General features: G+C 57.4%; 23 protein-coding genes. 14 read left to right on the forward strand and 9 right to left on the reverse strand.

Translation table 11 applies throughout. From position 1 onward, the window contains the following. Positions 1-299 precede the first annotated feature (299 nt). Positions 300-686, forward strand: a complete 387-nt coding sequence (locus GURA_RS08355; RefSeq protein WP_011938543.1) for a response regulator — start codon at positions 300-302, stop codon at positions 684-686. 506 nt (positions 687-1,192) lie between these two features. On the opposite strand, the gene GURA_RS08360 is transcribed toward GURA_RS08355, so the two are convergent. From GURA_RS08360 to GURA_RS08375, 3 genes are all read right to left on the reverse strand, one after another. Continuing rightward, positions 1,193-2,065 carry a DMT family transporter gene (locus GURA_RS08360; RefSeq protein ID WP_011938545.1) on the reverse strand — a complete coding sequence of 291 codons (873 nt, stop codon included), beginning with the start codon at positions 2,063-2,065 and terminating at the stop codon, positions 1,193-1,195. Positions 2,066-2,339: 274 nt separating this feature from the next. Then, positions 2,340-3,224: an ATP-binding protein gene (locus tag GURA_RS08365; protein WP_011938546.1), complete on the reverse strand. Its 885-nt coding sequence runs from the start codon at positions 3,222-3,224 to the stop codon at positions 2,340-2,342. Positions 3,225-4,144: 920 nt separating this feature from the next. Continuing rightward, positions 4,145-4,918 (reverse strand): hypothetical protein, encoded by a 774-nt coding sequence (locus GURA_RS08375; RefSeq protein WP_011938548.1) that lies wholly within the window; start codon positions 4,916-4,918, stop codon positions 4,145-4,147. A 182-nt stretch (positions 4,919-5,100) separates the two neighbouring features. Here GURA_RS08375 and GURA_RS08380 point away from each other — a divergent pair, with 182 nt between their 5' ends. Then, positions 5,101-5,283, forward strand: a complete 183-nt coding sequence (locus tag GURA_RS08380) for a MerR family transcriptional regulator (RefSeq protein ID WP_011938549.1) — start codon at positions 5,101-5,103, stop codon at positions 5,281-5,283. Between the two features lie 34 nt (positions 5,284-5,317). On the opposite strand, the gene GURA_RS08385 is transcribed toward GURA_RS08380, so the two are convergent. From GURA_RS08385 to GURA_RS08400, 4 genes are all read right to left on the reverse strand, one after another. Continuing rightward, a complete protein-coding gene (locus GURA_RS08385) occupies positions 5,318-5,848 on the reverse strand; it encodes a YbhB/YbcL family Raf kinase inhibitor-like protein (RefSeq protein ID WP_011938550.1) in 531 nt (176 codons plus the stop codon). A gap of 457 nt (positions 5,849-6,305) precedes the next feature. Then, positions 6,306-6,614, reverse strand: a complete 309-nt coding sequence (locus tag GURA_RS08390) for a MoaD/ThiS family protein (protein WP_011938551.1) — start codon at positions 6,612-6,614, stop codon at positions 6,306-6,308. A gap of 154 nt (positions 6,615-6,768) precedes the next feature. After that, positions 6,769-7,359 carry a TetR/AcrR family transcriptional regulator gene (locus GURA_RS08395; RefSeq protein ID WP_011938552.1) on the reverse strand — a complete coding sequence of 197 codons (591 nt, stop codon included), beginning with the start codon at positions 7,357-7,359 and terminating at the stop codon, positions 6,769-6,771. A 270-nt stretch (positions 7,360-7,629) separates the two neighbouring features. Continuing rightward, entirely contained in the window at positions 7,630-9,255 is a 1,626-nt protein-coding gene (locus GURA_RS08400) for a fumarate hydratase (RefSeq protein ID WP_011938553.1), read from the reverse strand. Between the two features lie 373 nt (positions 9,256-9,628). Here GURA_RS08400 and GURA_RS08405 point away from each other — a divergent pair, with 373 nt between their 5' ends. The 11 genes from GURA_RS08405 (at position 9,629) to GURA_RS08455 (ending at position 21,994) form a co-directional block, all read left to right on the forward strand. Then, entirely contained in the window at positions 9,629-10,933 is a 1,305-nt protein-coding gene (locus GURA_RS08405) for a sulfotransferase family protein (protein WP_011938554.1), read from the forward strand. A gap of 79 nt (positions 10,934-11,012) precedes the next feature. Further along, entirely contained in the window at positions 11,013-11,972 is a 960-nt protein-coding gene (locus tag GURA_RS08410) for a flippase-like domain-containing protein (RefSeq protein WP_011938555.1), read from the forward strand. A 51-nt stretch (positions 11,973-12,023) separates the two neighbouring features. Beyond that, positions 12,024-12,941 carry an SDR family oxidoreductase gene (locus GURA_RS08415; RefSeq protein ID WP_011938556.1) on the forward strand — a complete coding sequence of 306 codons (918 nt, stop codon included), beginning with the start codon at positions 12,024-12,026 and terminating at the stop codon, positions 12,939-12,941. Between the two features lie 396 nt (positions 12,942-13,337). Beyond that, the gene (locus GURA_RS08420; RefSeq protein ID WP_011938557.1) at positions 13,338-13,961 is read left to right on the forward strand and encodes a TetR/AcrR family transcriptional regulator; all 624 of its coding nucleotides are present in this window, start codon (positions 13,338-13,340) and stop codon (positions 13,959-13,961) included. Beyond that, a complete protein-coding gene (locus tag GURA_RS08425; protein WP_011938558.1) occupies positions 13,951-15,408 on the forward strand; it encodes an ABC1 kinase family protein in 1,458 nt (485 codons plus the stop codon). The genes GURA_RS08420 and GURA_RS08425 overlap by 11 nt, the downstream gene beginning before the upstream one ends. Positions 15,409-15,538: 130 nt before the next feature. Then, positions 15,539-16,228 (forward strand): ABC transporter ATP-binding protein, encoded by a 690-nt coding sequence (locus GURA_RS08430; protein ID WP_041245359.1) that lies wholly within the window; start codon positions 15,539-15,541, stop codon positions 16,226-16,228. Beyond that, entirely contained in the window at positions 16,225-18,777 is a 2,553-nt protein-coding gene (locus GURA_RS08435; RefSeq protein WP_011938560.1) for an FtsX-like permease family protein, read from the forward strand. The genes GURA_RS08430 and GURA_RS08435 overlap by 4 nt, the downstream gene beginning before the upstream one ends. Positions 18,778-18,925: 148 nt before the next feature. Then, positions 18,926-19,738, forward strand: a complete 813-nt coding sequence (locus tag GURA_RS08440; RefSeq protein ID WP_011938561.1) for an outer membrane lipoprotein-sorting protein — start codon at positions 18,926-18,928, stop codon at positions 19,736-19,738. Continuing rightward, positions 19,735-20,982 (forward strand): hypothetical protein, encoded by a 1,248-nt coding sequence (locus tag GURA_RS08445; RefSeq protein WP_011938562.1) that lies wholly within the window; start codon positions 19,735-19,737, stop codon positions 20,980-20,982. Before GURA_RS08440 ends, GURA_RS08445 begins: the two co-directional genes overlap by 4 nt. A 75-nt stretch (positions 20,983-21,057) precedes the next feature. Next, positions 21,058-21,678 (forward strand): nucleotidyltransferase domain-containing protein, encoded by a 621-nt coding sequence (locus GURA_RS08450; protein WP_011938563.1) that lies wholly within the window; start codon positions 21,058-21,060, stop codon positions 21,676-21,678. A 40-nt stretch (positions 21,679-21,718) separates the two neighbouring features. After that, a complete protein-coding gene (locus GURA_RS08455) occupies positions 21,719-21,994 on the forward strand; it encodes a hypothetical protein (protein ID WP_011938564.1) in 276 nt (91 codons plus the stop codon). Positions 21,995-22,006: 12 nt separating this feature from the next. Here the strand turns inward: GURA_RS08455 and GURA_RS08460 are convergent, their stop codons facing one another. Continuing rightward, the gene (locus GURA_RS08460; protein WP_011938565.1) at positions 22,007-22,243 is read right to left on the reverse strand and encodes a hypothetical protein; all 237 of its coding nucleotides are present in this window, start codon (positions 22,241-22,243) and stop codon (positions 22,007-22,009) included. Between the two features lie 176 nt (positions 22,244-22,419). Further along, a complete protein-coding gene (gene polX, locus GURA_RS08465; RefSeq protein WP_011938566.1) occupies positions 22,420-24,153 on the reverse strand; it encodes a DNA polymerase/3'-5' exonuclease PolX in 1,734 nt (577 codons plus the stop codon). 124 nt (positions 24,154-24,277) lie between these two features. Between polX and rtcA the strand changes: the two genes are divergently transcribed. Then, positions 24,278-25,309 (forward strand): RNA 3'-terminal phosphate cyclase, encoded by a 1,032-nt coding sequence (gene rtcA, locus GURA_RS08470; RefSeq protein WP_011938567.1) that lies wholly within the window; start codon positions 24,278-24,280, stop codon positions 25,307-25,309. Positions 25,310-25,391 lie beyond the last annotated feature (82 nt).

A 25,391-nucleotide genomic window follows, 5' to 3' on the forward strand; every position in this document is an offset into this window, starting at 1 on the left:
ATTATTTGCATGTTTTTTGCGAAGAATTTTTCGTGAAGGGACTTATCCCGTTCATCGGGGTTAGGGATTGTGGTCTCGGCATATTTGAGGCTGATATTGGGGGATGTTACGGTTAAGCATAAGAGCTCGCGCGACTGGCACTTTCCACGTTCGGATCAAAAATCGGTAGCGACTTATCCACGGCACCGGATGGTTAAATATGTAGCTAATGAGTATACGTTATGGTAAACAATTAAAAAAAATTGGTGTGGTACGTGATATGATATGAAATTTGTTGAACGTGTAATTGGAGGAATACGATGAATAAGAAGATAGTCCTTGTTGTTGATGACAGCGAAATTGTACTGGCGATGGCCCGCGAAGCTCTTGAGGCGGGCGGGTTCGACGTTGTTACTGCCTTGAATGCGAAGGGGGCGGATAACTTCATCTTCAGTCAGGACAAACCGGATCTTATCATACTTGACGTCATGCTGCCGATGCTCGATGGAGACAAGAAGGCGAAAATGCTCAAGGATAACGAGCTTTCCAAGGGTATCCCCATACTGTTGCTCTCATCGAAGCCGGAGGACGAGCTTCGCCGCCTTGTGAAAGAATCCGGAGCCGATGGATTTATCCGAAAGCCTTTTGCACACGGGCAGTTGGTGGAGAAGGCGGAAAAGACGATCCGCGAGAAGCTTGCCGACTGACAGGTGCTCCCGCAGATCTCAGATTTGCACTTATAAAAGGGAATGGGTCGACAAATAACCCGTTCCTTTTTTTGTCCTTTTCTGAAATAGCCAAGCCTGTCGGACTTGGGAAGATGATTCCCCAAATCCGACAGGTTCCTTGACAAGACCGTACGACACTGGTTACTATTGCATCCATGAACAAGCCGGCCGCATACTTTATGATGTTTTTTGTCCTCTCCATAGTCTCCTTTGGCACGTGGCAACTGTTCCAGGGTAACCTGGAAGCTGCCTTCTCATCTTTTCCCTTTCTGCTTATTGCATATTTTTTCGTAAAACCTCTGCGGAAGTAGCGCCGATCTATCCACTCTACGACTAGTACACTGTAATACTTATTCTTTCGCAGCTAACCCCTCCTGTCCTCCCCTTAATTAAGGGGAGGGACGTGCTAAGTGAGCTGGCTGGTTTGCTCCCCCTCTTAAGATAAGAGGGGGTTGGGGGGAGTTAGATTTAGATGTTTCATGGTACTAGCCGAGGCGGATGAATAATATTCCGGCAAGGATCAGCGCGGCAGCAAAGAAGCGGATGCGTCCGCACGACTCACCGAGAAAGAGAATGCCGATGAGGACTCCGGCGAGTACGCTCACCTGCCGCACCGGCACGGCGTAGCTCATGGGAGCGAGTGCAAGGCCGTAGCGGAAGGAGAGGAAAGAGCCCATCAACATCGGCCCGCCCGCCAGAATGAAGCCCCGGTTCTCCTGCCACTCGGCGACGATCTGGGAGCGGTAGCCGGCGCGGAGAAGGTTGACGGTCATGATCGCCAGCATGGAGACGACGAGGATGTAGGTGAAGTAAAGAGGGGAATAGTAATGAACGCCGGTTTTGTCGATGATCGCTCCCAGTGAGTAGACGAAACCGGCAGCAAGCGCCGCCTGGACAGAATGATCAACGAGGCTGCAGAAGGGGCGCAGCAACTCCTTCATGGTCAGGCGCCGCATCTGGATCAGATACGCCCCCGCCATGACAAGGCTGATGCCGCAAAGTCCGGCAAAGCTGAGGTGCTCGCCCAGGAACAGGACACCCCAGAGCGGGACGTAAAGCATTGCCGTCTGCGAAAGTGGGTAGGTCAGCGAAAGGTCGCCGGCTTGATAGGCGCGACCTATGAAAAGGTGGTAGAGGACGAAACAGAAGGCCCCTGCTGCGCTGAGAAAGATAACAACCATGCCCGGGCGGGGAAACGGCCCGGGCAGCAGCGGAAGAGCCAGGGTGAAGAGCCCCGTTGAACAGACGAAGATCCACCAGATGAAGACCGTCTTGTTGCGGCTTCGTTTGATGAGGAGGTTGTAAATGGCGTGCATGATGCCGGAGAAGAGGATCAGGAAAAAAGCCAGAGAATTCATGAATTATATTGTAGCTAAAAAATATATTTAGCGATACTAAAAAATCCGTTCGTCAAATATTTCTTTATCTTGATCGTGGAGAAAGGTGAGGGGCCAGGCTGGCTTTTAGTCAAGCAGTCCGGCCCCTTTCCAATTTCAAATCAAGGCGCTATCTTCGTTGGCTCGTCTTCGGCTCCTCAACGTACTATCTGTACGCCTTCGTCGCCTCACTCCTCGCCGCCTTGATTTCATCCTTGATTTGAAATTGGAATAAGCCGGTTCCGCGTCGAATTCCCTACTTCGAGAGCAGGTAGCGCCCCACCCAGTTCTTGGAGAACTGGAATGCTGTCCGGCCGCAACGTTTGGTCTTGTCATGGGACCATTTTATGGCGTCTTGTTCCAGTTCCTTTGTCCAGGGAATTTCCACTTCCCGTTCGCGTGCCTGTCTCTCGACGCAGAGGCGAACTGCGTCCAGATAGCGGTCCTGGGAGAAGGCGTGAAAAGCGATCCAGAGGCCGAAGCGGTCGGAGAGGGAAACCTTCTCCTCCATTGCCTCACTCTGCTGAAGCTCTCCATTGACGAACTTTCCGCCGATATGGTCGGTTTCATATTCGGGGAGGAGGTGGCGGCGGTTGGAGGTCACGTAGATCAGGACGTTTTCAGGGGCCGAGTAGACCGAGCCGTCGAGGGCGCTCTTGAGCATCTTGTAGCTGAGCTCGCCGACCTCGAAGGTGAGATCGTCGCAGAGCAGAATGAAGCGGTACGGTTCATTCTCGACGGCGGTGAAGATGTCGGACAGGTAGATCAGGTCTTCTTTTTCGACCTGGATGGCGCGCAGACCCTGAGGGGCGAATTCGTTGAGCAGGGCTTTCACTATGGATGATTTGCCCGTACCGCGCGAGCCCCAGAGCAGGGCGTTGTTGGCAGGCAGTCCTTTAAGAAACTGGCGCGTGTTGTTGACCATTACCTCTTTCTGCTTCTCGACCCCTAGCAGTTCGTCGAGAGAGGTCGTGTCGGTCACTTTGACCGGCTCCAGAAAACCGGAAAATGAGTGGCGGCGCCAGTTGGCAGCGTGGCATTTTGCCCAATCGATCGGCTTGATGGCCTTGGGGAGCAACATTTCTACGGAGCCGAGCACGCGCTCAAGCTGGGCAACAACTTCGGGTTTCAGATTCATCATGTTTCTTTTTCTCTCTCTCTTTAAAATATGGATTGTCTGCCCCCTCAGCCGATCCGGACAGTCGCCTGATCGACACGAAAGCAGGAAACCGAGGAGGGCGAAATACGTCTATATCCCCCTAACCCCGATGAATGGGATAAGTCCCTTCACGAAAAATTCTTCGCAAAAAACATGCAAATAATTTTTCTAAGGGACTAAAGAACACCCATGAAAGGTGGCTAACTATGTGGAAAGAGGCCATAAGTGGCGGGCAACTTTGTATACGTCATCTTCTTGTCTGCTGTCAAACCAAAAATCCCGCGAGAGCAATAAGGCATCCGAAATCATGAATCTGCACAAGGTTTATTAACGATTGGACCGGCGTCAAACAACGAACAAAAAAATACCCTGCGACGGCTGCCGGCAGGGTGGGGGACATGCAGGAGGGTGAGTTTTTCAAATACTATGCAGCGAAGCTATAATAAAATTTGTATGCAGCTCCCAGAAATGATTTTTCCTGGGTGTCTTTGACGAGTTTAGTTACGCCGTGATTAACAGACCAGATGGATTCACAGACACTGCATTCCATAATGCCTTCCGCGAAGCTATCCGAATGTAGATCAATGTCAACATGTTCATTGTTGTTGCATACGGGACATTTCATAATTGTTCCTCTCGATTTCTATTGAATTTAATAAGACTATAAATGCAATTTTGGAGGAATGCAAGAAATAAAACAAAAAAAGTTCAAACAAAACAATATGTTGGCGAGTTTGCGTGCTACTGGGTAATCCAATTTTCTATTATTTTACTGTTACAGTTTTATTAATACTGTAACGTGCTGAAATGATTGTTTGATTTGTAGTAAAATCATGTTTTGCTAAATTCCGGCACCCTGATGTCATTGCGGACAATATGCGGCTGCTGAGTTTTTTGATGTATTAACCGGTAATTCTCCCGCGCCGCAGACTCCGGGCGAGGATCTCGAACGCGAGATCGAGGTTGGTTTCCGGGTTCTGAGCGGGACCGAGCAATCGGACCTGCCCGAGCCGCTTGAGCAGGCGGTCATCATAGCCGGCCGCCGGGCAGAGCCGGCGCAGTTCACTCGTCAGGTAGGCGAAGTTCAGCTCCCTTGACATCTTCATGGCTGCACCGAGGCCGTCATAGACCATGCCGCTCTGACTGAAGACAACCGGCGGCCGTTCACCGGCATAAAGGTAGAGGACATTCTCACGTTCCTCTTTGTTCACCTCTTCCTGGCGTTCGACCTTCTTGGTCAACGGTATGCCTCCGGAAAGAATGGTCCGGCCGAGGCTGAACTTGCGCTCTGTAACCGTTATTGTCTCAGACTGCCCAAGTATGCGGGTACCGGGGATGAGCAGGTCGATATCTCCATAGGCGATTTCGGCGCATTGCCCGTCTACGGCCTCGATGCGCAGTGACCACTCTTTCAGCTCAAAACGGCGTACGACGAAACGGCCGGCCTTGTTGCGAACCGCGTCGGCGTCGATAATCAGCGTCGCGACTCCGTTCTGGTTCAGTTTCGTCGACAGGGTCCGGGCCTGTTGCGGATCAGCAAAACTGGCCACAACGGCCGGCCCGCCGCCGATCATGCGTTGCCGCGTTTCGTAGGCCGTTATTCTCAGGGTAACGGCGAGCGCCTGGACCAATTCCGTTGTTTCTTCCTGCCAGCGATGAATGACGACGACATGCATCCGAACCTCCCAAGATCAAACGGCTGATACGATGTTCATGTAATTGTAGCAGAAACTACGGGGCGGATAAGAAACTTTTGTGGGCTCTCGCAGTTCGGAGTGACAGCTATGTAAAAATAATCAATAAAAGATTAAAAAAATCAAAAACATTGCTATAATTAAAGAAAAAAAAGGAAATTGCCATGTCATTCGCGAAAACCTGGTACACCCTGGAAGAGGCAGCAGAAAAATACGGTTTGGAGAAGGGGATGATCCTCAAGTGGGTCGATGAAGGGGTGGTCCGGTCCGAGGAGGCCGACAAAAAAGTCGTGCGGGTCAATGCCGACGATCTGGAACTAAAGGTGCAGGAGATGACCGGCATCTGAGCAACAGAGTTGCAACCGTCCATCCGACAGGTTCCTAGTGTCGCCGGTAGGTTCCCATGATCTCTCCCTTGGCCAGAATATGCCCCTCCATCGCCCGCTCCAGCGCCGTCTTGGTGGTTGACGACGGAAGGTCGAGGGTGGTATCGAGGGCGTAGAGCTTGAAATAGTAGCGGTGGGTTCCCGAAGGAGGACAGGGGCCGCCGTAGCGGTTCCGCTTCCAGTCGTTCAGGCCTTGGACTGCGCCGTTAGGGATGCTGTTTTCCTTGATTTCCCGGGTCTGGGGAGGGATGTTCCAGACGACCCAATGAACCCAGGTCCCCACCGGAGCGTCCGGGTCGTCCACGATGAGAGCCAGGGATCGGGTGCCGACCGGAACCGCGTCGAACGCCAGTGCCGGGTTAAGGTCTTGTCCGTCGCAGGTGAAGCGAGCCGGAATCGCACCCTTGTTGGTAAATGCCGGGCTCGTGATTTTCAGGTCACCCATTTTGCGCCCCTCCTTTCCCATGACCGTTGCCGGCATGAGCATGCCGGCCAGCAAAATAACCAGTGCGGTTTGCACTCTCATCTTTTTGATCTCCTTGACTATTTCTACAAAAAGCTTAACCCTGGTCGGGTAAAAAGCAACAAAAACATGGCAGATTTAAAAGCCTTTCCTTTCGAATCAGGACAAATAAAAAGGACCAGCGCTTTCGCGTTGGCCCCTTCTGCGTTCACCCCTTGCGGTATGGATTTTAGCTTATGTCTCCGATAACTCTGTTGTTGCTTCCCGACAGGTTTTACACGCGATTAATGACTAGAAGGATTTTTTTGTAATCCGTCTCTTCTCCAATCGTGGGAGCGGAGACATAATATCTTTTTTCACCTTCCTTTGATTATAGAATAGCCCATTCGAAGAAAAATTGCAAATCGCCTGCCGCTGCGAAGGCTTGCCGGATCAGGGTTTTCAGGTATTCAGGAGATGGCTTTACGCCTGGTTCTTCAACGGGGTGCAATGCCAAGAGCAATGGCTGCCGTTAATATATTCATTGCATGCTGTTTTGCCGGTCTGCGCCGAAAATGCCGAGCAACAGGCGGTGGGGGCCGGGAATGCCGGTCGGAACGAAGGCAACCCGGTCCCCCGCCTGGATGAGGTGGTCGAGGCCATGAACCACGTGGTTGACGAACACTGCTTCTATCTTCTTCATGGGGAGATCGAGGTCGTGGGCGAGATCTTGCGCCGTGCGCCCCTCCGGCGGGATGGTCACTTCGGTCGTTGATTCCAGCCCCTGTTCCTTCCTGAAAGAGTGCAGCGCTCCGAACATCCTTACCTTTGTGTTGGTTTGCGTAGACATGGCAACTCCTTTTCTGATTGGATTTTGCTGATGTTTGCAAATATGAGCCACTACCGGTTATCCGGGTTCGGCAGTTGAGGGGGGATACCCCATAACTGTTGCCTGTCGAGCCATTTCAATCAAACGTTTGTTTGAATGAATGATAAAAAAAGCCCTACTTCAACACACCATTCGTGAAGATGTCCATGATGTGTCTGATCAACTCTTCGTCCCGCTCGGGGGAGTGGTCTACCAACTCTCCTGTTGCAGGCTCCAGGAGGAAGTAGAAATTGATCATGCCTGCCAGGGCGAGGGCCGTGTCTGTCGGGTCGAGCCCTTCCCGAAATTTATGGTGCGACAGCCCGTCGGTAAAGAACTCCTGGAGGGTCTTCACTACCCCTTGGATCGCCGGCTTGACGATGGTGGCAAAACAGGGGGTCGGGTTGGTGAGTTCGCTCGTATAGAACCTGAGGAGATACGGGTTTAGCCGGTAACGGGCGACGGTGCCCCGGACGTAGAACTCGAATTTTTTAAGGGGATCGGTATCCATCAGTGCAATCTCAGCCACGCCCTGCAAAACCGCGAACTGCTCATTGAGGACGGCGCCGTAGAGCCCTTCCTTGCCGCCGAAATAGTAAGAGATCATGGAGACGTTTACGCCTGCGACGCCTGCGATCTCCCGCACACTCACACCCTTGAACCCCTTCTCGGCGAAGAGAGGGGTGGCGAGGGTGATCAGGTTGGCGCGGCAGTCGTTGTCAGCCATGATGGGCACCAAATTGTATCATGCGGCTTATTACTCCTTCGTGAAGGTGGCGCTGAACGCGGTTTCGTTTTTGCGGCAGTAAGTTACATCACGGTGGCAACCAAACAAACATTTGTTTAAATTATTGTAAACGAATTGTGGGCAAATGCAACCTCACTTTTGGAAAATCTTTTTATTGATCACTTATGCGACGCTTGAATGAAGAGATGCAGAAAAAAAGACCCGCGGAAGCGGGTCTTTTTGTTTGTAGCGTGCCAAATGTCCTGTGTTCTACAGTCCCAACTGTTTGAAGAAGTCATTCCCCTTATCATCCACCAGGATGAACGCCGGGAAGTTCTCCACTTCGATCTTCCATACCGCTTCCATCCCCAGTTCGGGGAAGTCGAGGCACTCGACCTTCTTGATGTTCTCTTCGGCAAGAACAGCTGCCGGACCGCCGATGGAGCCCAAGTAGAAGCCGCCGTATTTCTTGCAGGCGTCGGTCACCTGCTGGCTGCGGTTCCCCTTGGCAATCATCACCAAGGAGCCGCCGTGTGACTGTAGCAGGTCGACGTAGCTGTCCATGCGCCCGGCGGTAGTGGGGCCGAAGGAGCCGGAAGCTTTGCCTGCCGGGGTTTTGGCCGGGCCGGCATAGTAGATCGGATGCTTCAGGAGGTAGTCGGGGAGCGGCTTGCCGCTGTCGAGGATTTCCTTGAATTTGGCGTGGGCGATATCGCGGCCGACGATGATAGTGCCGTTGAGGAGGAGCGGGGTGGAGACCGGGTGCTTGGTCAGCTCGGCCAGGATTTCCTTCATCGGCTTGTTCAGGTCGATCTTGACGCCGTGCTCATGCTTGCCCCGGTACTGCTCGGGGATGAGGCGGCCCGGATTTCTGTCCATCTCCTCGACGAACAGGCCGTCCCTGGTGATCTTTGCCTTGATGTTCCGGTCTGCGGAGCAGGATACTGCCATGCCGACAGGGCAGGAAGCGCCGTGGCGGGGGAGGCGGATGACGCGGACGTCGTGGGCGAAGTACTTGCCGCCGAACTGGGCGCCGATGCCGAGCTTGTAGGCGGCCTGGAGGAGTTTCTCTTCCAGCTCGACGTCGCGGAAGGCCTGACCGTGCTCGTTCCCTTTGGTGGGGAGTCCGTCCAGCTCTTTTGCGGTGGCGAGCTTGACCGCCTTCATGCAGGCGTCGGCGCTGGTGCCGCCGATGACGAAGGCGATGTGGTACGGAGGGCAGGCGGCGGTGCCCAGGTACTTCATCTTTTCGATGAGGTATTTCTCCAGTTTATCCGGCGTCAAGAGCGCCTTGGTTTCCTGGTAGAGCATGGTCTTGTTGGCGGAGCCGCCACCCTTGGCCATGAAGAGGAGCTTGTAGTAGTCGCCGTCGGTGGCCATGATATCGATCTGCGCCGGCAGGTTGGTGCCGGTGTTGATCTCCTCGTACATGTCGAGTGCCACGGTCTGGGAGTAGCGGAGGTTCTCTTCGGTGTAGGTCTTGTAGACTCCCTTGGAGAGGTATTCTTCGTCCTTGACTCCGGTCCATATCTGCTGCCCCTTCTTTGCCAGGATGGTGGCGGTGCCGGTGTCCTGGCAGATGGGGAGCTCGAATCGGGCGGCGATCTCGGCGTTTCTCAGGAAGGCAAGCGCAACACCCTTGTCGTTCTGCGATGCTTCCGGGTCCCGGAGTATCTTGGCCACTTGCTCGTTGTGGGCGGGGCGGAGCAGAAAGGAGACGTCGCGCATCGATTCGTTGGCGAGGATGGTGAGCGCCTCGGGGCTGACCCGCACCACATCTTTGCCGGCGAACTGGTTGACTTCGACGTATTTTTCCGAACCTTCGATCTTGCGGTACTTGGTCTCGTCCTTTGCGATTGGAAACGGGTCCTGATAGTGGAATTCTTTTACTGCCATTGGTTCTTCTCCTTTCGGTTGGAATAAATTCGGGGAAATAGGGCAGGATCGAGGATGGGAATAAGTCTTTGGACTTCTCTCGAACCTCGCGCCTGGCACCCAGAGCCTTTTTTGTATACAGTATGCCGTGGAATATATTGCAAAAAGTTCATTTTGTCGAGAAGGAAGTTTTATGTTGGAAGAAAAGCTCCGCTGCCGGTATTACCGGATACTTACGGGAAATAACCGGAGATGGTTGACGATCACTTTTATGGGGGTAGAATTAAATCAAATTAATACTTCGAGCAGATTCCCCGCTTTATACAACCATGCCTGCGGGACTGCGCCCCTGCCGTGCTGATCGAGTCCAGGGCGGTAGCCCAAGGAGAGACTTTTGACACAGCAAGGCAGCAAAAGACAGTGTACAGATATGAGCAGCCGCACCGGATATTCTGCAAATCCGGATCGTGGCGGTTTCTCGATGCTGTTGAGCGGTATCAATGCCGTCAACCGGTTCCTCCAGAATAACGGCCATGAGTTTGTAAGACTGGATCAAACCGCCCTCCTCGAAAAGAGCTGCAAGCGGACAGGTCTTGATGACTTTGGTGACGAGTCGTTTCGTCAACCTCTCGGCATTCTTCTGCAGTCCTTTGAATCTGACGCGGATCTGAACCTTGTCGGCCGTATCAGTGCGAAGTCCGAGATCGTACGTATGCTCTGCAATCGGCTCCGCATGGTAAACGACTGCAAGCGCAACCCGGAAATTCGTGATGAAGTGGTCCGCCGTCCGCTCTTCATCACGGGACTTCCACGAAGCGGCACGACCTTTCTTCATGCGCTTTTGGCGCAAGATCCCGCTTGTCGTTCCCCCCAGGTCTGGGAGGTGATGCACCCGTCGCCGCCGCCCGAGACCGCCTCATACCATGTTGATCCGCGCATTGTCGAAACCGAAAAAGAGCTGAAGTGGCTCGATATCCTGATGCCCGATTTCAAGCGGGTCCACCTGATCCATGCGCGCTATCCGCAGGAATGTATTGCCATTACCGGTCATGCCTTCATGAGCTATGTCTTCGAAACCATGTATCAAGTCTCTTCCTATCGCATCTGGCACGACAAAAGCGACAAACGGCCTGTCTATGAATTTCACCGGCAGTTCCTGCAGCATTTGCAATGGCGCTGCCCGGGCACGCATTGGGTGCTCAAGGCGCCGAGCCACCTCATGGCGCTGGAGTCGCTTCTGCATGTTTATCCCGATGCGGAGATCGTCGTGACCCATCGCGATCCGCTCAAAGTGCTCCCCTCGTGCGCCAGTTTTACGAAAGTTCTGCGCGAGCCATTCACCAACCGGCTCGATAAGGAACAAATCGGCAACGAGGTAAGCAGCCGCTGGGAGGGGAGCGCCTGGCAGGCCTTGCACTTCCGCCAGGTTAACCAAGGGATGGGAGGTCACTTTTGCGATGTGCAGTATGCGGAGCTGGAGAGAGACCCCATGTCGGTCGTTCGGGGGATTTACCGGCATTTCGGCCGCGAGCTTACCGATAAGGCAGAGCTTGCCATGCGGCGTTTCGTGGCGGAAAATCCGAAAGATAAAAATGGTGTGCACCGCTATTCCCTGGAGGAATTCGGTCTGGATCGCGTGACGGAAAAGCGTCGCTTTCAGTTTTATATGGATTATTTCGGGATTCCTCCCGAACTGTGAACCACTATTTTTGTGGAATCGAAATTACTCGACCCAGCCGTTGTTTTGCTGATGCTGGACGATGGAGTCTGTGAGGCCGATGCGACGCCTAACCTATATCCTCCTGGCCATAGCCTCGCTCTTTCTTTACGGGATGTTGAAGCAGGTCGGTTGGTCAAACCTGGACCACTGTTTTCGGCAGGTGGGTTATTACGGGCTCCTGCTGCTCGTGCCGTACGGGTTCGTAAATTATCTGGCGACCCTTTCCTGGAAGTTCGTCCTGGTCAACAAGGAGGCAAGCCCTTCTTTGAGCCGACTCTTCTTTCTCCGCCTGGCCGGGGAGTCTCTCAATCAGCTTACACCGACCGCTTCACTGGGGGGGGAGCCCTTTAAGGCCCTCCGGCTCCAGGCCGGCGGCGTCCCATGGCAAGAAGCGACCGCGTCCCTGGTCATTCACAAGGGCTTGATGGTCCTGAGCCTCGTCCTTTACATCTTTTTGAGCCTTGCCCTTGTACCTTTCGTTCTGCCGTTCAATTCGTCTTACCTGGGAGCCCTCACTGTGGGCGCCCTTCTCCTCGGGGGGGGAGGTGTGGCCTTCGTCATCATCCAGCACCGCAACCCTTGCACCATGGGGATTCGCCTCGCTGAAAAATGGGGGCTCTGTCCGGCATTCCTCAAGGCCAAAGAAGCGGAACTCGCCACCCTCGATTCCTTTCTGGCCGGCTTTTATCGCGAACATCCCGGCCGCGGCTTTTTGGCCTTTATCTTATTCTTCTTGAGCTGGGTGCTGCAATCGGTGGAGGTCTATCTTATTTTCTGGCTGCTGGGGCACTCCGTCAGCTGGGGGCTGGCTCTCTGTCTGGACGCCCTGGCGATGCTCTTTGTCGGTCTCGGTTTCATGATCCCCGCACAACTGGGGGTGCAGGACGGGGGCAATATCCTGCTCTCGCTCGGATTCAACCTGGGCGCGACCCTCGGCGCCGCCTTCAGCATCATGCGGCGCATCAGGGAAGCGTTCTGGCTGTTCCTCGGGCTTTTGGTGGTGGCCCGGGAGAAGTGATGCCGGCATGCCGGGTCATGCTTCGGGACACCCGGCCGTGAGGGGGAGGGGATGGCTGATCCTGAATTGCAGGTGGTGACGGGGGCTTCAGGTTTCACCGGTAAGTACATTACGGCACGCCTGCTCGCACAGGGGAAGAAGGTCAAGACCATTACCGGCCATCCCCACCGTCAGCACCCGTTCGGCGACCGGCTGAGTGTCGCCCCGTTCAACTTCGACGACCCTTCCGCCCTGATCAGAAGCCTCGAAGGGGCGACCACCCTGTACAATACCTATTGGGTGCGCTTCCCTTACGGGGACGTCACCTTCGAGAAGGCCGTCGAGAACAGCAGGACCCTCATCAGGGCGGCCGAAGAGGCGGGGATCAGGAGGATTGTCCACATCAGCATCGCCAATGCCGACGAGGGCTCCCCCTTTCCCTACTATAAGGCAAAGGCTGTGGTGGAACGGCTGATCGCGGGCTCCCGGCTCTCTTACGCCGTCATCAGGCCGACGGTGCTCTTCGGCACGGAAGGTATCCTTATCAACAACATTGCCTGGCTTTTGAAGAAGTTTCCGCTGTTTGCCGTTCCAGGGTCGGGTGATTACCGTCTGCAGCCGGTCTATGTGGATGATGTGGCGGAGCTGGCTGTCAACGCAGCTTCAGAAGGGTCCAACCTGGTGATGGATGCAGGCGGTCCCGAAACCTTCACCTACGATGAACTTGTCCGGCTCATCGCCGCAAAGATCGGCAGCCGTGCCCGGATCGTTCACCTGAACCCGGCGGTTGCGCTTCAAGCCTCCCGCCTCGTGGGAAAGATGGTTGACGATGCGCTTTTGACCCGGGATGAACTGGATGGGCTAATGGCCGGTTTGCTGGTCGCCAAAGGCCCGCCGGCTGGGAAGACGCGCCTGAGCCAGTGGCTGGCGGAAAATGCGGCCACGTTGGGAACAGCCTACGCCTCGGAAATCGAGCGGCACTATCGCTGAGCGATGCTCTGACCCCCTTCAACTGCCGGATCCAGCTTGAATAAGGATGACAGCCAATCAGCAATGTCCGGCTAGATTCTTGCAGCCTGCGCATCCCCCCCTCTCCCTGGCCCTCTCCTTTAGGCCCGCAATTTGGGTCCACCAAGGGAGAGGGGATTTTAAGCCCCCCTCCCTTCGATGGGAGGGGCCGGGGGAGGGAGCAAGGCAGTGGTTTTAAGCTCAGACGCACGATGCAATTTTCTAACCGGACAGTGCTGCCTGCAAATAACGATTTGTTTGAGGGAACCCATAGGTCACCTCAATTTTTTTAAGCTTTTTGTGAGCATGCTCACTTTTTTGTTGCACGGCTTTTCGTTTTTGATTATTGTGAGCGCAGTCACAATATGGGAGTACTTCATGCGCATCAGCGAACAGGCCAAGCAGGAAACACGGGTCCGCATCCTGGAAAAGGCCGCGGAGCTTTTCATCGACAAGGGGTTCGAGGACAGCACCACCCGGGACATTGCTCTGGCTGCCGGGTTGGCCGCCGGCACCATGTTCAACTATTTCCCGAGCAAGGAAACCATGGCGATGACCATGGTTAACGAAGCGTTTCGCCAGGGGATGGAGGATTTTCAACGCCGCCGCACCGGCGAGGAGGACCTGACCGAAGAGCTCTTTCTGTTCATCGCCTCGGGGCTGCGGCGGCTGCAACCGTTGCGCCCGTTTCTCGGCCCGGTTCTGGAGCGCTCCTTGAGCCCTTTCCCCCGAAAGACCGTCTGCCAGGAGGGTGAAGCGGCCCGAGCGGGACATCTGGACGCCGTGCAGGAGATCATCGTCCGACACGGCTTTACTGAGGCCCCCGATTATGTTGCCATGAACATGTACTGGTCGCTCTATCTCGGCATCCTTGCCTATTGGACCAACGATCCATCCCCCAACCAGGAAGAGACCCGGGCCTTGATCGATTATTCCCTGCGCTTCTTCGTGCAGGTGATTTCCGGCGTCTGGTCGGACAAAGGAGAAACGCATGCAGGCTGAGGAAGGGAAGACGACGGAATCACTCCAGATGGAAATGCTGCTCGACGCCCTCCCCAAGGAGAGCGCCACGGACCCAACCGGTCAGCGGCTGGCAAAGCTGATCACCCGTATTTCCAACAAAAGGGTGCCGGTGAGCTCCTTTTCCAGGATATGGACACTGGGCTCTCTCAATGCCAGGGTAACCGCCGGTTATTTTGCCTATTGGCTGCGCAGCCGTTTTAGCGACGCGGACAAAAAGCAGCGGCTTAAAAGCGAAGCCCACCTGGCTGCAGCGCTGAAACTGTTCGGCACTATGGGATATTTGAGGGGCGCCGTGATGAAGATCGGCCAGATGCTGGCCAATCTCCCCGATGTGGTGCCCGAGGAGTTCGCCGAAGTGCTCTCAGCGCTGCACTTCGAGGCCCCTCCCATGCACTTCGCGATGGTGCGCGAGGTCTTTCTCGACGAGTTCGGCCGTGAGCCGGAGGAGATATTCGCTTCTTTTGATCGGCAGGCCTTTGCCGCCGCCTCGCTGGGACAGGTGCACCGCGCCCGGCTTAAGAGCGGCGAGGAAGTCGCCGTAAAAATCCAGTACCCCGGCATCGCCCGGACCATAAAGGCCGATCTGCGCAATCTCCGCCTCCTGCTCCAGCCGCTCTGTCTGACCACGGACTGGCAGAATACGCTCGACAAGCTGGCCGACATCGAGCAGATGCTGCTCATGGAAACGGACTATGAACAGGAGGCCAGTTTCGGCAAGGAGGCCCGGCTTCTTTTTACCGCTGCCGACCGGGTGGTGGTGCCGCAGGTCTTTGACGACTATTGCACCAAACGGGTGCTGACCACCGAGTACCTGGCCGGCTGTCACCTTGACGAATACCTGGCAGGAAATCCGACCCAGGAAGATCGGGACCACTTCACCAACCTGCTGACAGTTGGCACTTTTCGGATTTATTACCGGCTGCACTGGTTTCTTGCTGATCCCCACCCCGGCAACTTTATCTTCATGGAGGACGGCCGGCTCGGAATGATCGACTTCGGCTGCACCCGGGCCATGACCGATGAGGAATGGCTTTTGATCTGCGAGTTGGAGAGGGCGACACTGGAACGGGACGAGGCCCGTTTTAACCGGGCCACTGCCAAGGCCTGCCTTTTTGACGGCCCGGAGGAGATGGAGCCGGAGCGATTGGAGATCGTCCGGCGCGGGGTGTACTGGAACATGGAACCTTGGCTGAAAGAGGGGCGGCTATTCGATTTCGGCGACCGGGAATTCTTCATGCGTGGCGTCGATAGTCTCATGGAGATGACCCGCAAGCGTTACACCCGCGGCTCCCCTTTGTACCTTTGGTCCAATCGCTTCGTTTTCGGGGGGAGGGCTATCTGTTACCGGATGAAGGGACGCTGCGAGTTCAGAAAAATCCATCAGCAGGAGTCTGCCTGGGTCCGCCAGGATCCGGCGCGAAGCTAACTCCCCCTAGCCCCCTCTTAGCTTAAGAGGGGGAACATAGACCATGCATTTTAGGCCTTTTTCTCCTCCCCTTGGGCTAAGGGGAGGCTGGGAGGGGTTAGCGATTCGACCGCAAAGGAGATCACTTACGATGCTGAAACTCTGCGATGTAATCAAGACCTACGACGGGAAGTCCGAGGTAACAGCCCTGACAGGGATAAACCTGACCATCGGGATTGGCGAGATGGTGGCGATCATGGGACCCTCCGGCTCCGGCAAGTCGACGCTCTTGAACCTCCTAGGGGGGCTCGACGTCCCCACCTCCGGGCAGGTGGTGGTGGCGGGGAAGGACCTGGCCAAGGAGAACGAGAAGGAGCGTTCCCTCTTTCGCCGCTCCAAGGTCTCCTACATCTTCCAGGCCTACCACCTGATGCCGACCTTGAAGGTGAGTCAGAACGTGGCCCTGCCGCTGCACCTGGCAGGCGTCCCAGCCGGGGAGATCACCCGGAAGGTCGCCCAGGTCCTCCGGGAGGTCGGACTTGAGGGGAGGGTAAACCATCTTCCCGACGCACTCTCCGGGGGGGAGCGCCAGAGAGTCGCAATAGCCCGTGCCTTGGTCACCGGCGCGCCGCTGCTGCTGGCCGACGAGCCGACCGGCAATCTTGACACGGCCCGGGGAGAGGAGATCCTGAACCTGCTCCGCTCCATCCACCGGGAGCACGGAACCACCATCGTCATGGTCACCCACGACAACCATGCCGCCTCTGCTTGCGAAAGGCTGATCAAGCTCCGGGACGGAAGGGTGGAAGGGGATAGCTACGTGGCCGGAGGTGGCAGATGAGGTTTCTGCTGGCTACACTTTCTCTCTCCTACGTCAGGCGACATGTGGCCAAGACCCTGCTTACACTCCTCGGCGTTGTGGTTGGCGTGGCTACCTTCAGCTCGATCAGGAGCGCCCAGGGGACCCTTGTCCAAGGGATACGCTCCACGGTTGACCGCGTCGCCGGCAAGGCCCAGCTCCAGATCACCATGGTGGGAGGGGTGCCGGAAGAGGTGCAGGAGAAGGTCCGCGAGCTTCCTGGTATCCGGGCCACCTCGCCGGTCATCGAACAGATCGTGGTCCCCGAGCGGGGGGAACTGGGCAGCCTCCTTGTCATCGGCATCGATCTTCTCGGAGACCGGGAGATGCGCGACTACGGTTTCGACGGCCAGGACGCCGACTTGGACGACCCGCTCCTCTTTCTTGCCCAGCCCGACTCGGCGCTCTTCACCCGCCAGTTTGCAGAGAAGGCAAAGCTGAAAACAGGCGAAACCCTTTCTCTGCGCCTGCCTGCCGGGGTGAAGCGGGTTGCGGCGCGGGGACTGCTTACCCCCAAAGGTTTTGCCGAGGCGTTTGGCGGCAATCTGATGGTTGTGGATGTTTATGCCGCCCAGGAACTGTTCGGCAGAGGACGCCGCTTCGATCGGCTGGACATCCGGCTTACCGAAGGGACCACTATTGCACAGGCGACCGCGACACTGGAAAAGGCGCTCGGCCCTGCCTACCGCATCGAGACGCCGGATCGTCGGGGGGAGCAGATGGAGCGGGTCGTCGCCAACTTTGTGGCCGGCTTCAACGTCTCGAGCGGCTTCGCCCTGTCCATAGGAACTTTCCTGATCTTCAATGCGTTCAACGTGGCGGTGAACCGCCGGCGGCGTGACATCGGCACGCTCCGCGCCCTCGGCGCTACCCCTCGCCAGGTACAGGCCCTCTTTCTGGCCGAGGCGCTGGTTATCGGAATCGTCGGAGGCATTTTGGGCTGCCTGGCCGGAACAACGCTTTCGCAAGGTTTTCTCCAGATGATGGGGCAGACGACGGAGACGGTTTATGGCGTAACAAGCTCCGGCGCGGTACACCTTCCTCCGGGGATTGCGTTGGAATCCATGGTTCTCGGCTTGTTGGCATCGCTCGTCGGCGCCTGGGGACCGGCACTGGCGGCCTCCAGGATCTCACCGACCGAGGCGCTCGCCAAGGGGGCGTTCCAGGCGCGGCTCCCCGGCAAGGTTGCGTCTCGGGTCGCGGCCGGTTTGGTCGCCTTCGGTTGCGCGATCCTCCTTGCCCTGCACCCGCCTTTTGGGGGCAACCCGCTTATCCTTTCCGTTCTCCTCCTCGGCGGCACAGGGCTTGTGCTCCTCGTGGGACCCCTATCCCGTGCCTTGCTGCGCTTTTTCATCCCCGTCGTCGCGCGATTCGCGCCGGTTTCGGGCCGCCTCTCCTCGGACGCCCTTCTGGGTTCCCCCCGCAGGACCTCCGGGACGGTGATGGCGATGGCCCTTTCGCTCACCTTCGTCCTCGGTTTCGCTGGGTACATGGGGTCCACCAAGGCAACAATGACGCGCTGGATGAACGATGCGCTCACCTGCGATCTCTTTGTGCGCGCATCCGCAAACTTCTCTCGTCCCGACTTCCTTTTTCCCGGTGAGCTGCGGGAGGAACTGCTAAAGGTGCCCGGGGTGCGAGCTGTGGAGAGCTACCGGGGAATACGGCCCCTCTATCGGGGGCATCAGATCCTGGTCGGTACCATCGAGGTCGGCCCCTTATTGGACCGGACCAACCTGGAATTCATCCAGGGGAACGCGGAATCAATGCGTCGTGGTGTGACACAGCAGGGGATGTGTACCGTCTCGGAGAACTTTTTCCGGCGCTACGGGCTGGGCGTTGGACAGCAGGTGGAACTGGTCACCCCGAGCGGAACCGTGCGGTTCCCGATTGCGGCGGTGATCCGCGACTACAGCTCCGACCAGGGGACGGTGAACCTGGACCGTACCCAATTCCTCCGTCTCTGGAAGGATGATCGTGTGGACATATTCGACGTCTCCGTGGTCCGTGGCGCAAATGTCGGCCAGGTGCGGGATGCTATCCGGGCGAAGCTCGCCGGGAGATTTCCCGCGCTCGTCTCCACCCGCCAGGAGTTCACCGCCGAGATCGGCAAGGCGATCGACGCTTTCTACGCCCTGACGCGGATCACGGTCTTCCTCGCCCTGCTGGTCGCTTTCCTCGGCATCGTCACTTCACTCCTCATTTCGGTGTCGGAACGGACCCGGGAGATCGGGATCCTGAAGGCGCTGGGGGCTTTGCGCTCCCAGATCGGCCGCAGCATCGTGGTCGAGGCGCTGGCCCTCGCTTTGACGGGACTCCTCCTGGCGCTCCCGGCCGGCAACCTCTTTGCCTTATTTATGGAGGGAGCCATAGCGGAGTTCTTCACCGGCTGGCGCATGCCCCACCATTATCCGTGGGAAATCCTGGTACAGCTCCTGGTCGCCTTGCCACTGATCTCGGCGTTTGCGGCCTGGATTCCCGCGCGCCAGGCGGGAAGGTTGAAGATCACCGAAGCGATAGAATACGAATAGAGCAATGTCAATTTTAAGCTGGCCGTTCCCCCCTTTGAGAAAGGGGGGCAGGGGGGATTTCTCTGCGGCCAAAGGCAAATCCCCCTGAATCCCCCTTTCACAAAGGGGGACTTAATACCCGAAGACAGCTTATCGCTGCGGAGGTAACATGCACGAAAACAGATCAGTACGAAAAATCCTGCTCCTGTTAGCTTTGGCAGCGCTTTTGACCGCCATGTCCGCATGCCTTGCCTGGGGGGGCGCCGATGCCCGCGCGCTCCTCAAGGAGTCGGAGAATCGCCACCGGACCCGAACCCAGCAGTACGCCGGGGATCTTACGGTGGTGAACAAGGATGGCAAGGTCCGCAAGAAGGGATGGAAGAGCTTTCGTGAAGGGTACGCCGGGGATGCCAGGAATCTTATCCGTTTCACCGACCCGCCGGAGGTGAAGGGGGTCGGTTTCCTTTCCCTATCCCGCTCGGCGGGGCAGAATCCGGACCAATGGCTCTACCTGCCCTCCATGAAGCGGGAGCGGAGGATCGCGGCCCAGGACCGGGATGCCTCGTTCGTCGGAACCGACTTCAACTACGAGGACATGGAGGAGTTCGACCACGAGAAGTACAAGGTGGCGCTGCAAGGGGAAGAGACCCTGAACGGTTACCCCTGCTACGTCATTGCTGCAACTCCCCTGGAGAAGGGGGGGAAGTCGGTCTACGAGAAGAAGATCCTTTACCTGCGCAAGGACATCCTCTACCTGCTCCGTGAGGATCTCTACCGAAAAGGGGAGAAGGAGCCGACTAAAAGGCTCATCCTGTCCGACATTCAAAAAATCGACGGGCACTGGGTAGCGCGGAAAATGGAGATGAGCGACCTCAGGAAGGGGAGCAGGACGACAGTGCTCCTGAAGGAGATCGCCTTCGACAGGCCCCAGGCGGTGGGCCGCTTCACCCTCCGGAACCTGAATCGCGAGGGGGGGGATTGACCAGTTTTCGGATCGCTGTTCGTCTTCTCATCCTGCTCCTGCTCATCCCTTCCCCGGCCCTGGCCCAGGGGATTTCCGGGTACGCCGAGGCGAAGGGGTTCGCCTACGACGGGCGTTCGAACAGCCGCGACCCTTGGCTGCTCGGCTGGGGGACCCTCTTCGGCAAATGGGAGGAAAGGGTGGGTGGTGCGCAGCTTACCGCTTCGGTGCGCGGTGAATGGATCACCTCCGTTGAGCGGGGCACCCTCGTCTTCGACCCGGCCGACCGGCACATCAGGCGCGCTCCCTTATCGGTGCGGGATCTCTGGGTGCGACTCCCCCTCACTCCTTCCCTCGACCTCCAGCTGGGGCGTTTCCAGCTCGGTTGGGGGAAGACCGACGGCTACTCCCCGGCCGACGCCTTCCTTCCCCGCGATCTCTCCGACCCGTTCAGCGATGAGAAGCTTCCACTATGGGCCTTGCGCCTGAGCGGAGAGGAGGGGGCGTTCCGTTTCGAGGCGGTAGCTTCTCCCGTGACCACCCCCTGGCGGCTCCCGGTGCTAGGCTCCAGGAACGCTCCGCTCACCGTGGAGGGATTCCCGGAGGGGACCGTCTTCAATGAGCTCGACACCCCTCCTCCATGGGCAGGATTCGCCGCCCTGCGCCTCCTCGCCACCTTTGGCGAGTGGGACATTGGTGCGTGGGGTAGGTTCGGGGTGCGACCAGCGCCGCTCCTGGCGTTCCGTTTCGACCGGGCGACCCCGACCTCCACAGGTCTTGTCGTTCCCGTCGAGCGGCGTTACGCCAGGGAGGAGGGGGTCGGTGTCGAACTCTCCAGGATTGTCGGCGCCTTTGTCCTGCGCGGCGAGGCGGCTGCCCTCTTCTCCGGAGATCGCGACCTGGGCAACGCCTATATCGGCTCCTTAAGTCTTGAACGGGGATTCGGCGACGGCACCCTCCTTATCACCCTGGCGGGAAACGCCAAGACTACTCCAGTTGACGCGTCACTTCTCTTTGACCGGGCGATACTCCCCGTCCTTATCACCGCATGGAACCGGACCGAGGAGTGGGGAGAATGGAAGCTGGTCTGGACCGCGGAGCTCAGGCACGGGGATGGCCTTCTCAAGGGGGAGGCGGGGTATAACCTCACCGACCTCTGGAAGCTGACCATTGGGGGCGAACTCCCGTACGGCTCCGAAAAAGGCCCGTTCGGCACCCTCGATGCAGCCCGGCGGGTACACGTGGCGCTGCGGCGAAGCTGGTGATACTGATATTGATTCTGCCGAAGGGGGATTGAGGCTGCCGGAGGCAACTTCCTCATTATTTGCTATACTTGTTTCATGCGAAAAGAAGACCGGCTACGGCAGCTCATTGCCCAGGAATCAGCTCGTATCATGTATGAGGAGGGGGTAAAGGAGTACCGTGACGCCAAGCGGAAGGCGGCCAGGCAATTCGGTTCGGAAAAGGCCCTCTCCCTCGGTTCCCATCTTCCTTCCAATGCCGAGATCCATTACGAGCTGCAACGGCTCATCGGCATCTATGAAGAGGACATTCTGCCGGAGCGGCTCCTCCACCTGCGGCTAACGGCGCTCCATTACATGGACATGCTGGCGTCGTTTCGCCCCCATCTGGTCGGTTCGGTCCTCTCCGGCGCGGTAACGGAACAGAGCGATATCGATCTCCATCTTTTTGCCGAGTCGAGCGAGGAGGTGGAGGAATTTCTGCACGGGGAGGGGATACCCTTCGAGCAGGAGGTCGTTACCATTCGCCATGGCGGGGAGTTCTTCGAATATCCCCATATCTACATGGAAGACGAAGGGGTGACCATCGAGTGTACCGTCTATCCACCGGAGGATATCCACCGGATCCCGAAGAGCAGCATCACCGGGAGGCCCATGGAACGGGCCACGGCTAAAAAAATGAGAAAAATCATCGCCGGGATGGCGCAAACCATGGGCTGAGCGGTTCATAGGTGAATGTCTTTCAGAGGAGGCACATGCCATGCCAGGATATGTTAAGCCGGAAATGTTCGTGTTTTTAGTCATCGCCTTGTTCGGCGTGGCCGGCGGCTGGATGGCCGCAAACCGGGGGCGGAACTTTATCGGCTGGTGTCTGCTCTGCGCCATGTTCCCTATTTTTCTCCTCGTTATCTATTTTAATAAGCCGTTGCGCGAGGTGGAGGGGAAATTCAAGCTTTGCCCGAAGTGCGGGGAGTTCATCAAATGGCGCGAGCCGGTTTGCAAGTATTGCCGGACGGAGCAGCCGCCGAGGGAATGAAAGAGCATCCCTTCACTTCCCGGAGCCGGCCTCTGTTTCCACCAGTTCCCATTGATCGCTGTTCATGTCGTGCCGCAGCAGGTAGATATTGCCGTCGTCGGTGAGCACCTTGAAACAGTTATGGTCCATATCGTACCACCGGTCGACGATCTCCTTTACCTGGAAGGTCCGTTCCCCCCACAAGAAAGAGGTGGGGCGCTCGTCGGCCTTGTAGCCGGAGTAGGTCAGAACCCTGATTGGTATGTTCATCTCTTCCCCCCTTTAGGGACTCGGAACTAACCAATATACCGTTTTACATCTCATCTTCAGGCCATCTTTGCCGCCCCTTCAATCGCAAAATCCTCAGCGTAGCCTTGCTACGCCTGCGGTTTTGCTCAATCAGGAACGACAAACCTGACCTAAATCTGAGCGTAAAACCTGGTATATCAGTTAATTCCAAGTCCCTTATTCCCCTTGAGCCTCTTTCGCAGATCCTTCACAGCCAGCGTGTTGAGTACGTCCCCCTTTTCAAGCCATGCACGGCGGGCAATGGCGATGCCGTAGGGGAGGGTGTCGAACTGGCTTATGGAGTGGGTGTCGGTGTTGATGACGAGGGGCACCCCCAGCTCTTTCGCCCGCCGCGCATGGCTGTCGTTGAGGTCGAGGCGCAGGGGGTAGGCGTTGATCTCGATAGCGGTGCCGGTGTCCGCCGCGACCCGTAGGATGTCGTCCATCTCCACTTCATAGGGGTCGCGCTCGCCGATCAGCCTGCCGGTAGGGTGGGCGATGATGGAGACGTAAGGGTTCTTCATGGCCTTGATTATGCGGGTGGTTATCTGCTCTTTCGTCTGCTTGAAGCCGGAGTGGATGGAGGCGATGACCAGATCGAGCTCTTTCAATGCCTGGTCCGGGAAATCAAGGCTGCCGTCGCTTTTGATGTCCATTTCGGTGCCGTGGAGGATGGTGAAGCCGGTAAGCTGTATGTTCAGTGCCGCAATTTCCTGCTTCTGGGCCATGAGCCGCTCCACGGTCAGCCCATGGGCAACTCCCAAGCCCTGGGAATGGTCGGTGATGGCTAAGTAGGAAAGGCCGCGGGCCTTGGCTGCCGCCACCAGTTCCTCGATGGTATGACCCCCGTCGCTCCAGCGGGAGTGGACGTGCAGGTCGCCGCGGATGTCGGCCTGGCTGATCAATTGTGGCAATCTCCCGGCCAGGGCCGCTTCCACCTCCCCCTGGTCTTCCCGCATCTCGGGCGGAATGAAAGGGAGGCCGAGGAGGCGGTAGACGTCCTCTTCTTTGGCGCCCCCCAGGCGCGCTTCGTCCTTTTCGCGGAAAATGCCGTATTCGTTGATCTTCAACCCCTGTTTCACCGCCATGTCCCGCAGCCGCACATTGTGCCCCTTACTGCCGGTCAGGTAGGCGAGCGCCGCGCCGAACGATTCCTCGGCCACCACCCTCAGGTCCACCTGCAAACCGTCGCTGATCACCACGCTGGAGCGGGTCGGGCCATGCATGATGATTTGCTCGACCGCCGGAAGGGTGATGAATGCCTTCATGGCCTCTTCCGGCGCGGGGGAGGTGGCGACGATATCGATATCCTTGCAGGTTTCCTTGCGGCGTCGGATGCTGCCGGCGATCTCGATAGCGCCGAACCGGGCGCGCTTCCGCAGTTCCTCAACCAGATCGAGGGCCAGGGGGAGCACCCTGCCGAGGGGACGACGCTCATGCCCCTGCTGCACCGTGGCAATCCCCTTGAGGATGTTCTCCTCGGTCTTTTTCTGTATCCCCGGTATCCCTGCCAGTTTGTGCTCGCGGGCGGCCCGTTCCAGGTCGTCGATGGAGGCGATGTGCCGCTGCTCAAAGATTTGCCGGGCTGTCTTCGGGCCAAGGCCCGGAACGGCGAGGAGGGAGAGGAGCCCGGACGGTATCTCCCCCTTCAGCTTGTCATGGGCGTGGATGGCGCCGGTTCCGATATATTCCTCGATCTTGGCTGCCAGCTCTTCCCCGATGCCGGGAATCTCCAGGAGCTCATCCCGGGAGAGGTCCTCCACGCTGCGGGACAGCCCCTCGATGTTGAGGGCGGCCCGGCGGTAGGCCCTGATCTTGAACGGGTTGTCACCCTTGATTTCGAGGATATCCGCCATTTCGGAGAATATGCGGGCGATTTCCTGGTTTTTCATCTCGCGCCTCCACTTCTTGCGCGGCCGGCAAACGATTAATAGGGTATAATAATTAAACCACAAAAGGGTGAGATGTGAAGCGGGTGTTTGTGGCAGTCCCACGATTTCTTGAAAGGCGTAGCCCATGATCGAGATCGATGGAAATTACGGCGAAGGTGGCGGGCAGATACTGCGCACCTCTTTGAGCCTCTCCTGCCTGACCGGACAGCCGTTCAGGATCGTCAATATCCGCAAGGGGCGGAAGAAACCGGGGCTCATGCCCCAACACCTGGTTTCGGTGAGGGCCGCCCGGATGGTGACTGGCGCCTCCGTGAGCGGTGACGAGAAGGGTTCAACGGAGTTGACCTTTTCTCCTGACGGTTTGCGGAGCGGCGATTTCGCCCTGGACATCGGCACTGCCGGTTCAGTTCCGTTGGTGTTGCAGACCATCATTCCGCCCCTGCTCTTTGCCGGGGGGAAGAGCAGGGTGGACCTCCAGGGGGGGACCCATGTGCCGTTCAGCCCATCTTTTCACTACCTTGCCGAGGTGTTCTCCCCCCTGCTGGCGAGAGTGGGCGCCGGCGTGCATTTCAGCATAAGATCGTACGGTTTTTACCCGCGTGGCGGGGGGAGCGTGACCGCGGAGATCAACGCGGCAAGTGGAATCAAGCCGCTTGACCTGGAGGTGCGGGGCGGGCTGCAAAGGATAAGAGGGTATTCGGCAGTGGGGAACCTCCCCCTTTCCATTGCCGAACGGCAGCGGGCAGCTGCGCTGGAGCTCGTCCGGGACCGGCTTCACGGAAAGGTGCCGATTGAGGTGAAGCTGCTCAATGTGCCGACGCCGGGGCATGGCACCTTCATCTTCCTTTTGGCCGAGTACGAAAACATCCGCACCGGCTTCACCTCCCTGGGTGCGTTGGGTAAGCGGGCCGAGCAGGTCGGCGAGGAGGCGGCGCGGGAATTCATCACCCATCATGCCACGGGCGCAGCCCTCGACCCGCACCTGGCCGATCAGATCGTGTCATATCTGGCCCTGGCAGAGGGGGCGTCGACCTTTACCACCTCCGCCATCACCGATCACCTGCTGACGAACCTTTGGGCTGTGGCACAGTTCCGCCCTTTCCGCTACAGCGTGGAGGGGAATGTCGGAGAACAGGGGCGGGTGAGGATAAACTGAAATTTTGCATTAACCCCAAAACGGCAGTTAGCCACGAATGACACGAATAAACACGAATGTTTTTAACCCCTTGTTATGTCTT

The sequence above is a fragment of the Geotalea uraniireducens Rf4 genome (assembly GCF_000016745.1).
In the GTDB taxonomy this organism is placed as follows: domain Bacteria; phylum Desulfobacterota; class Desulfuromonadia; order Geobacterales; family Geobacteraceae; genus Geotalea; species Geotalea uraniireducens.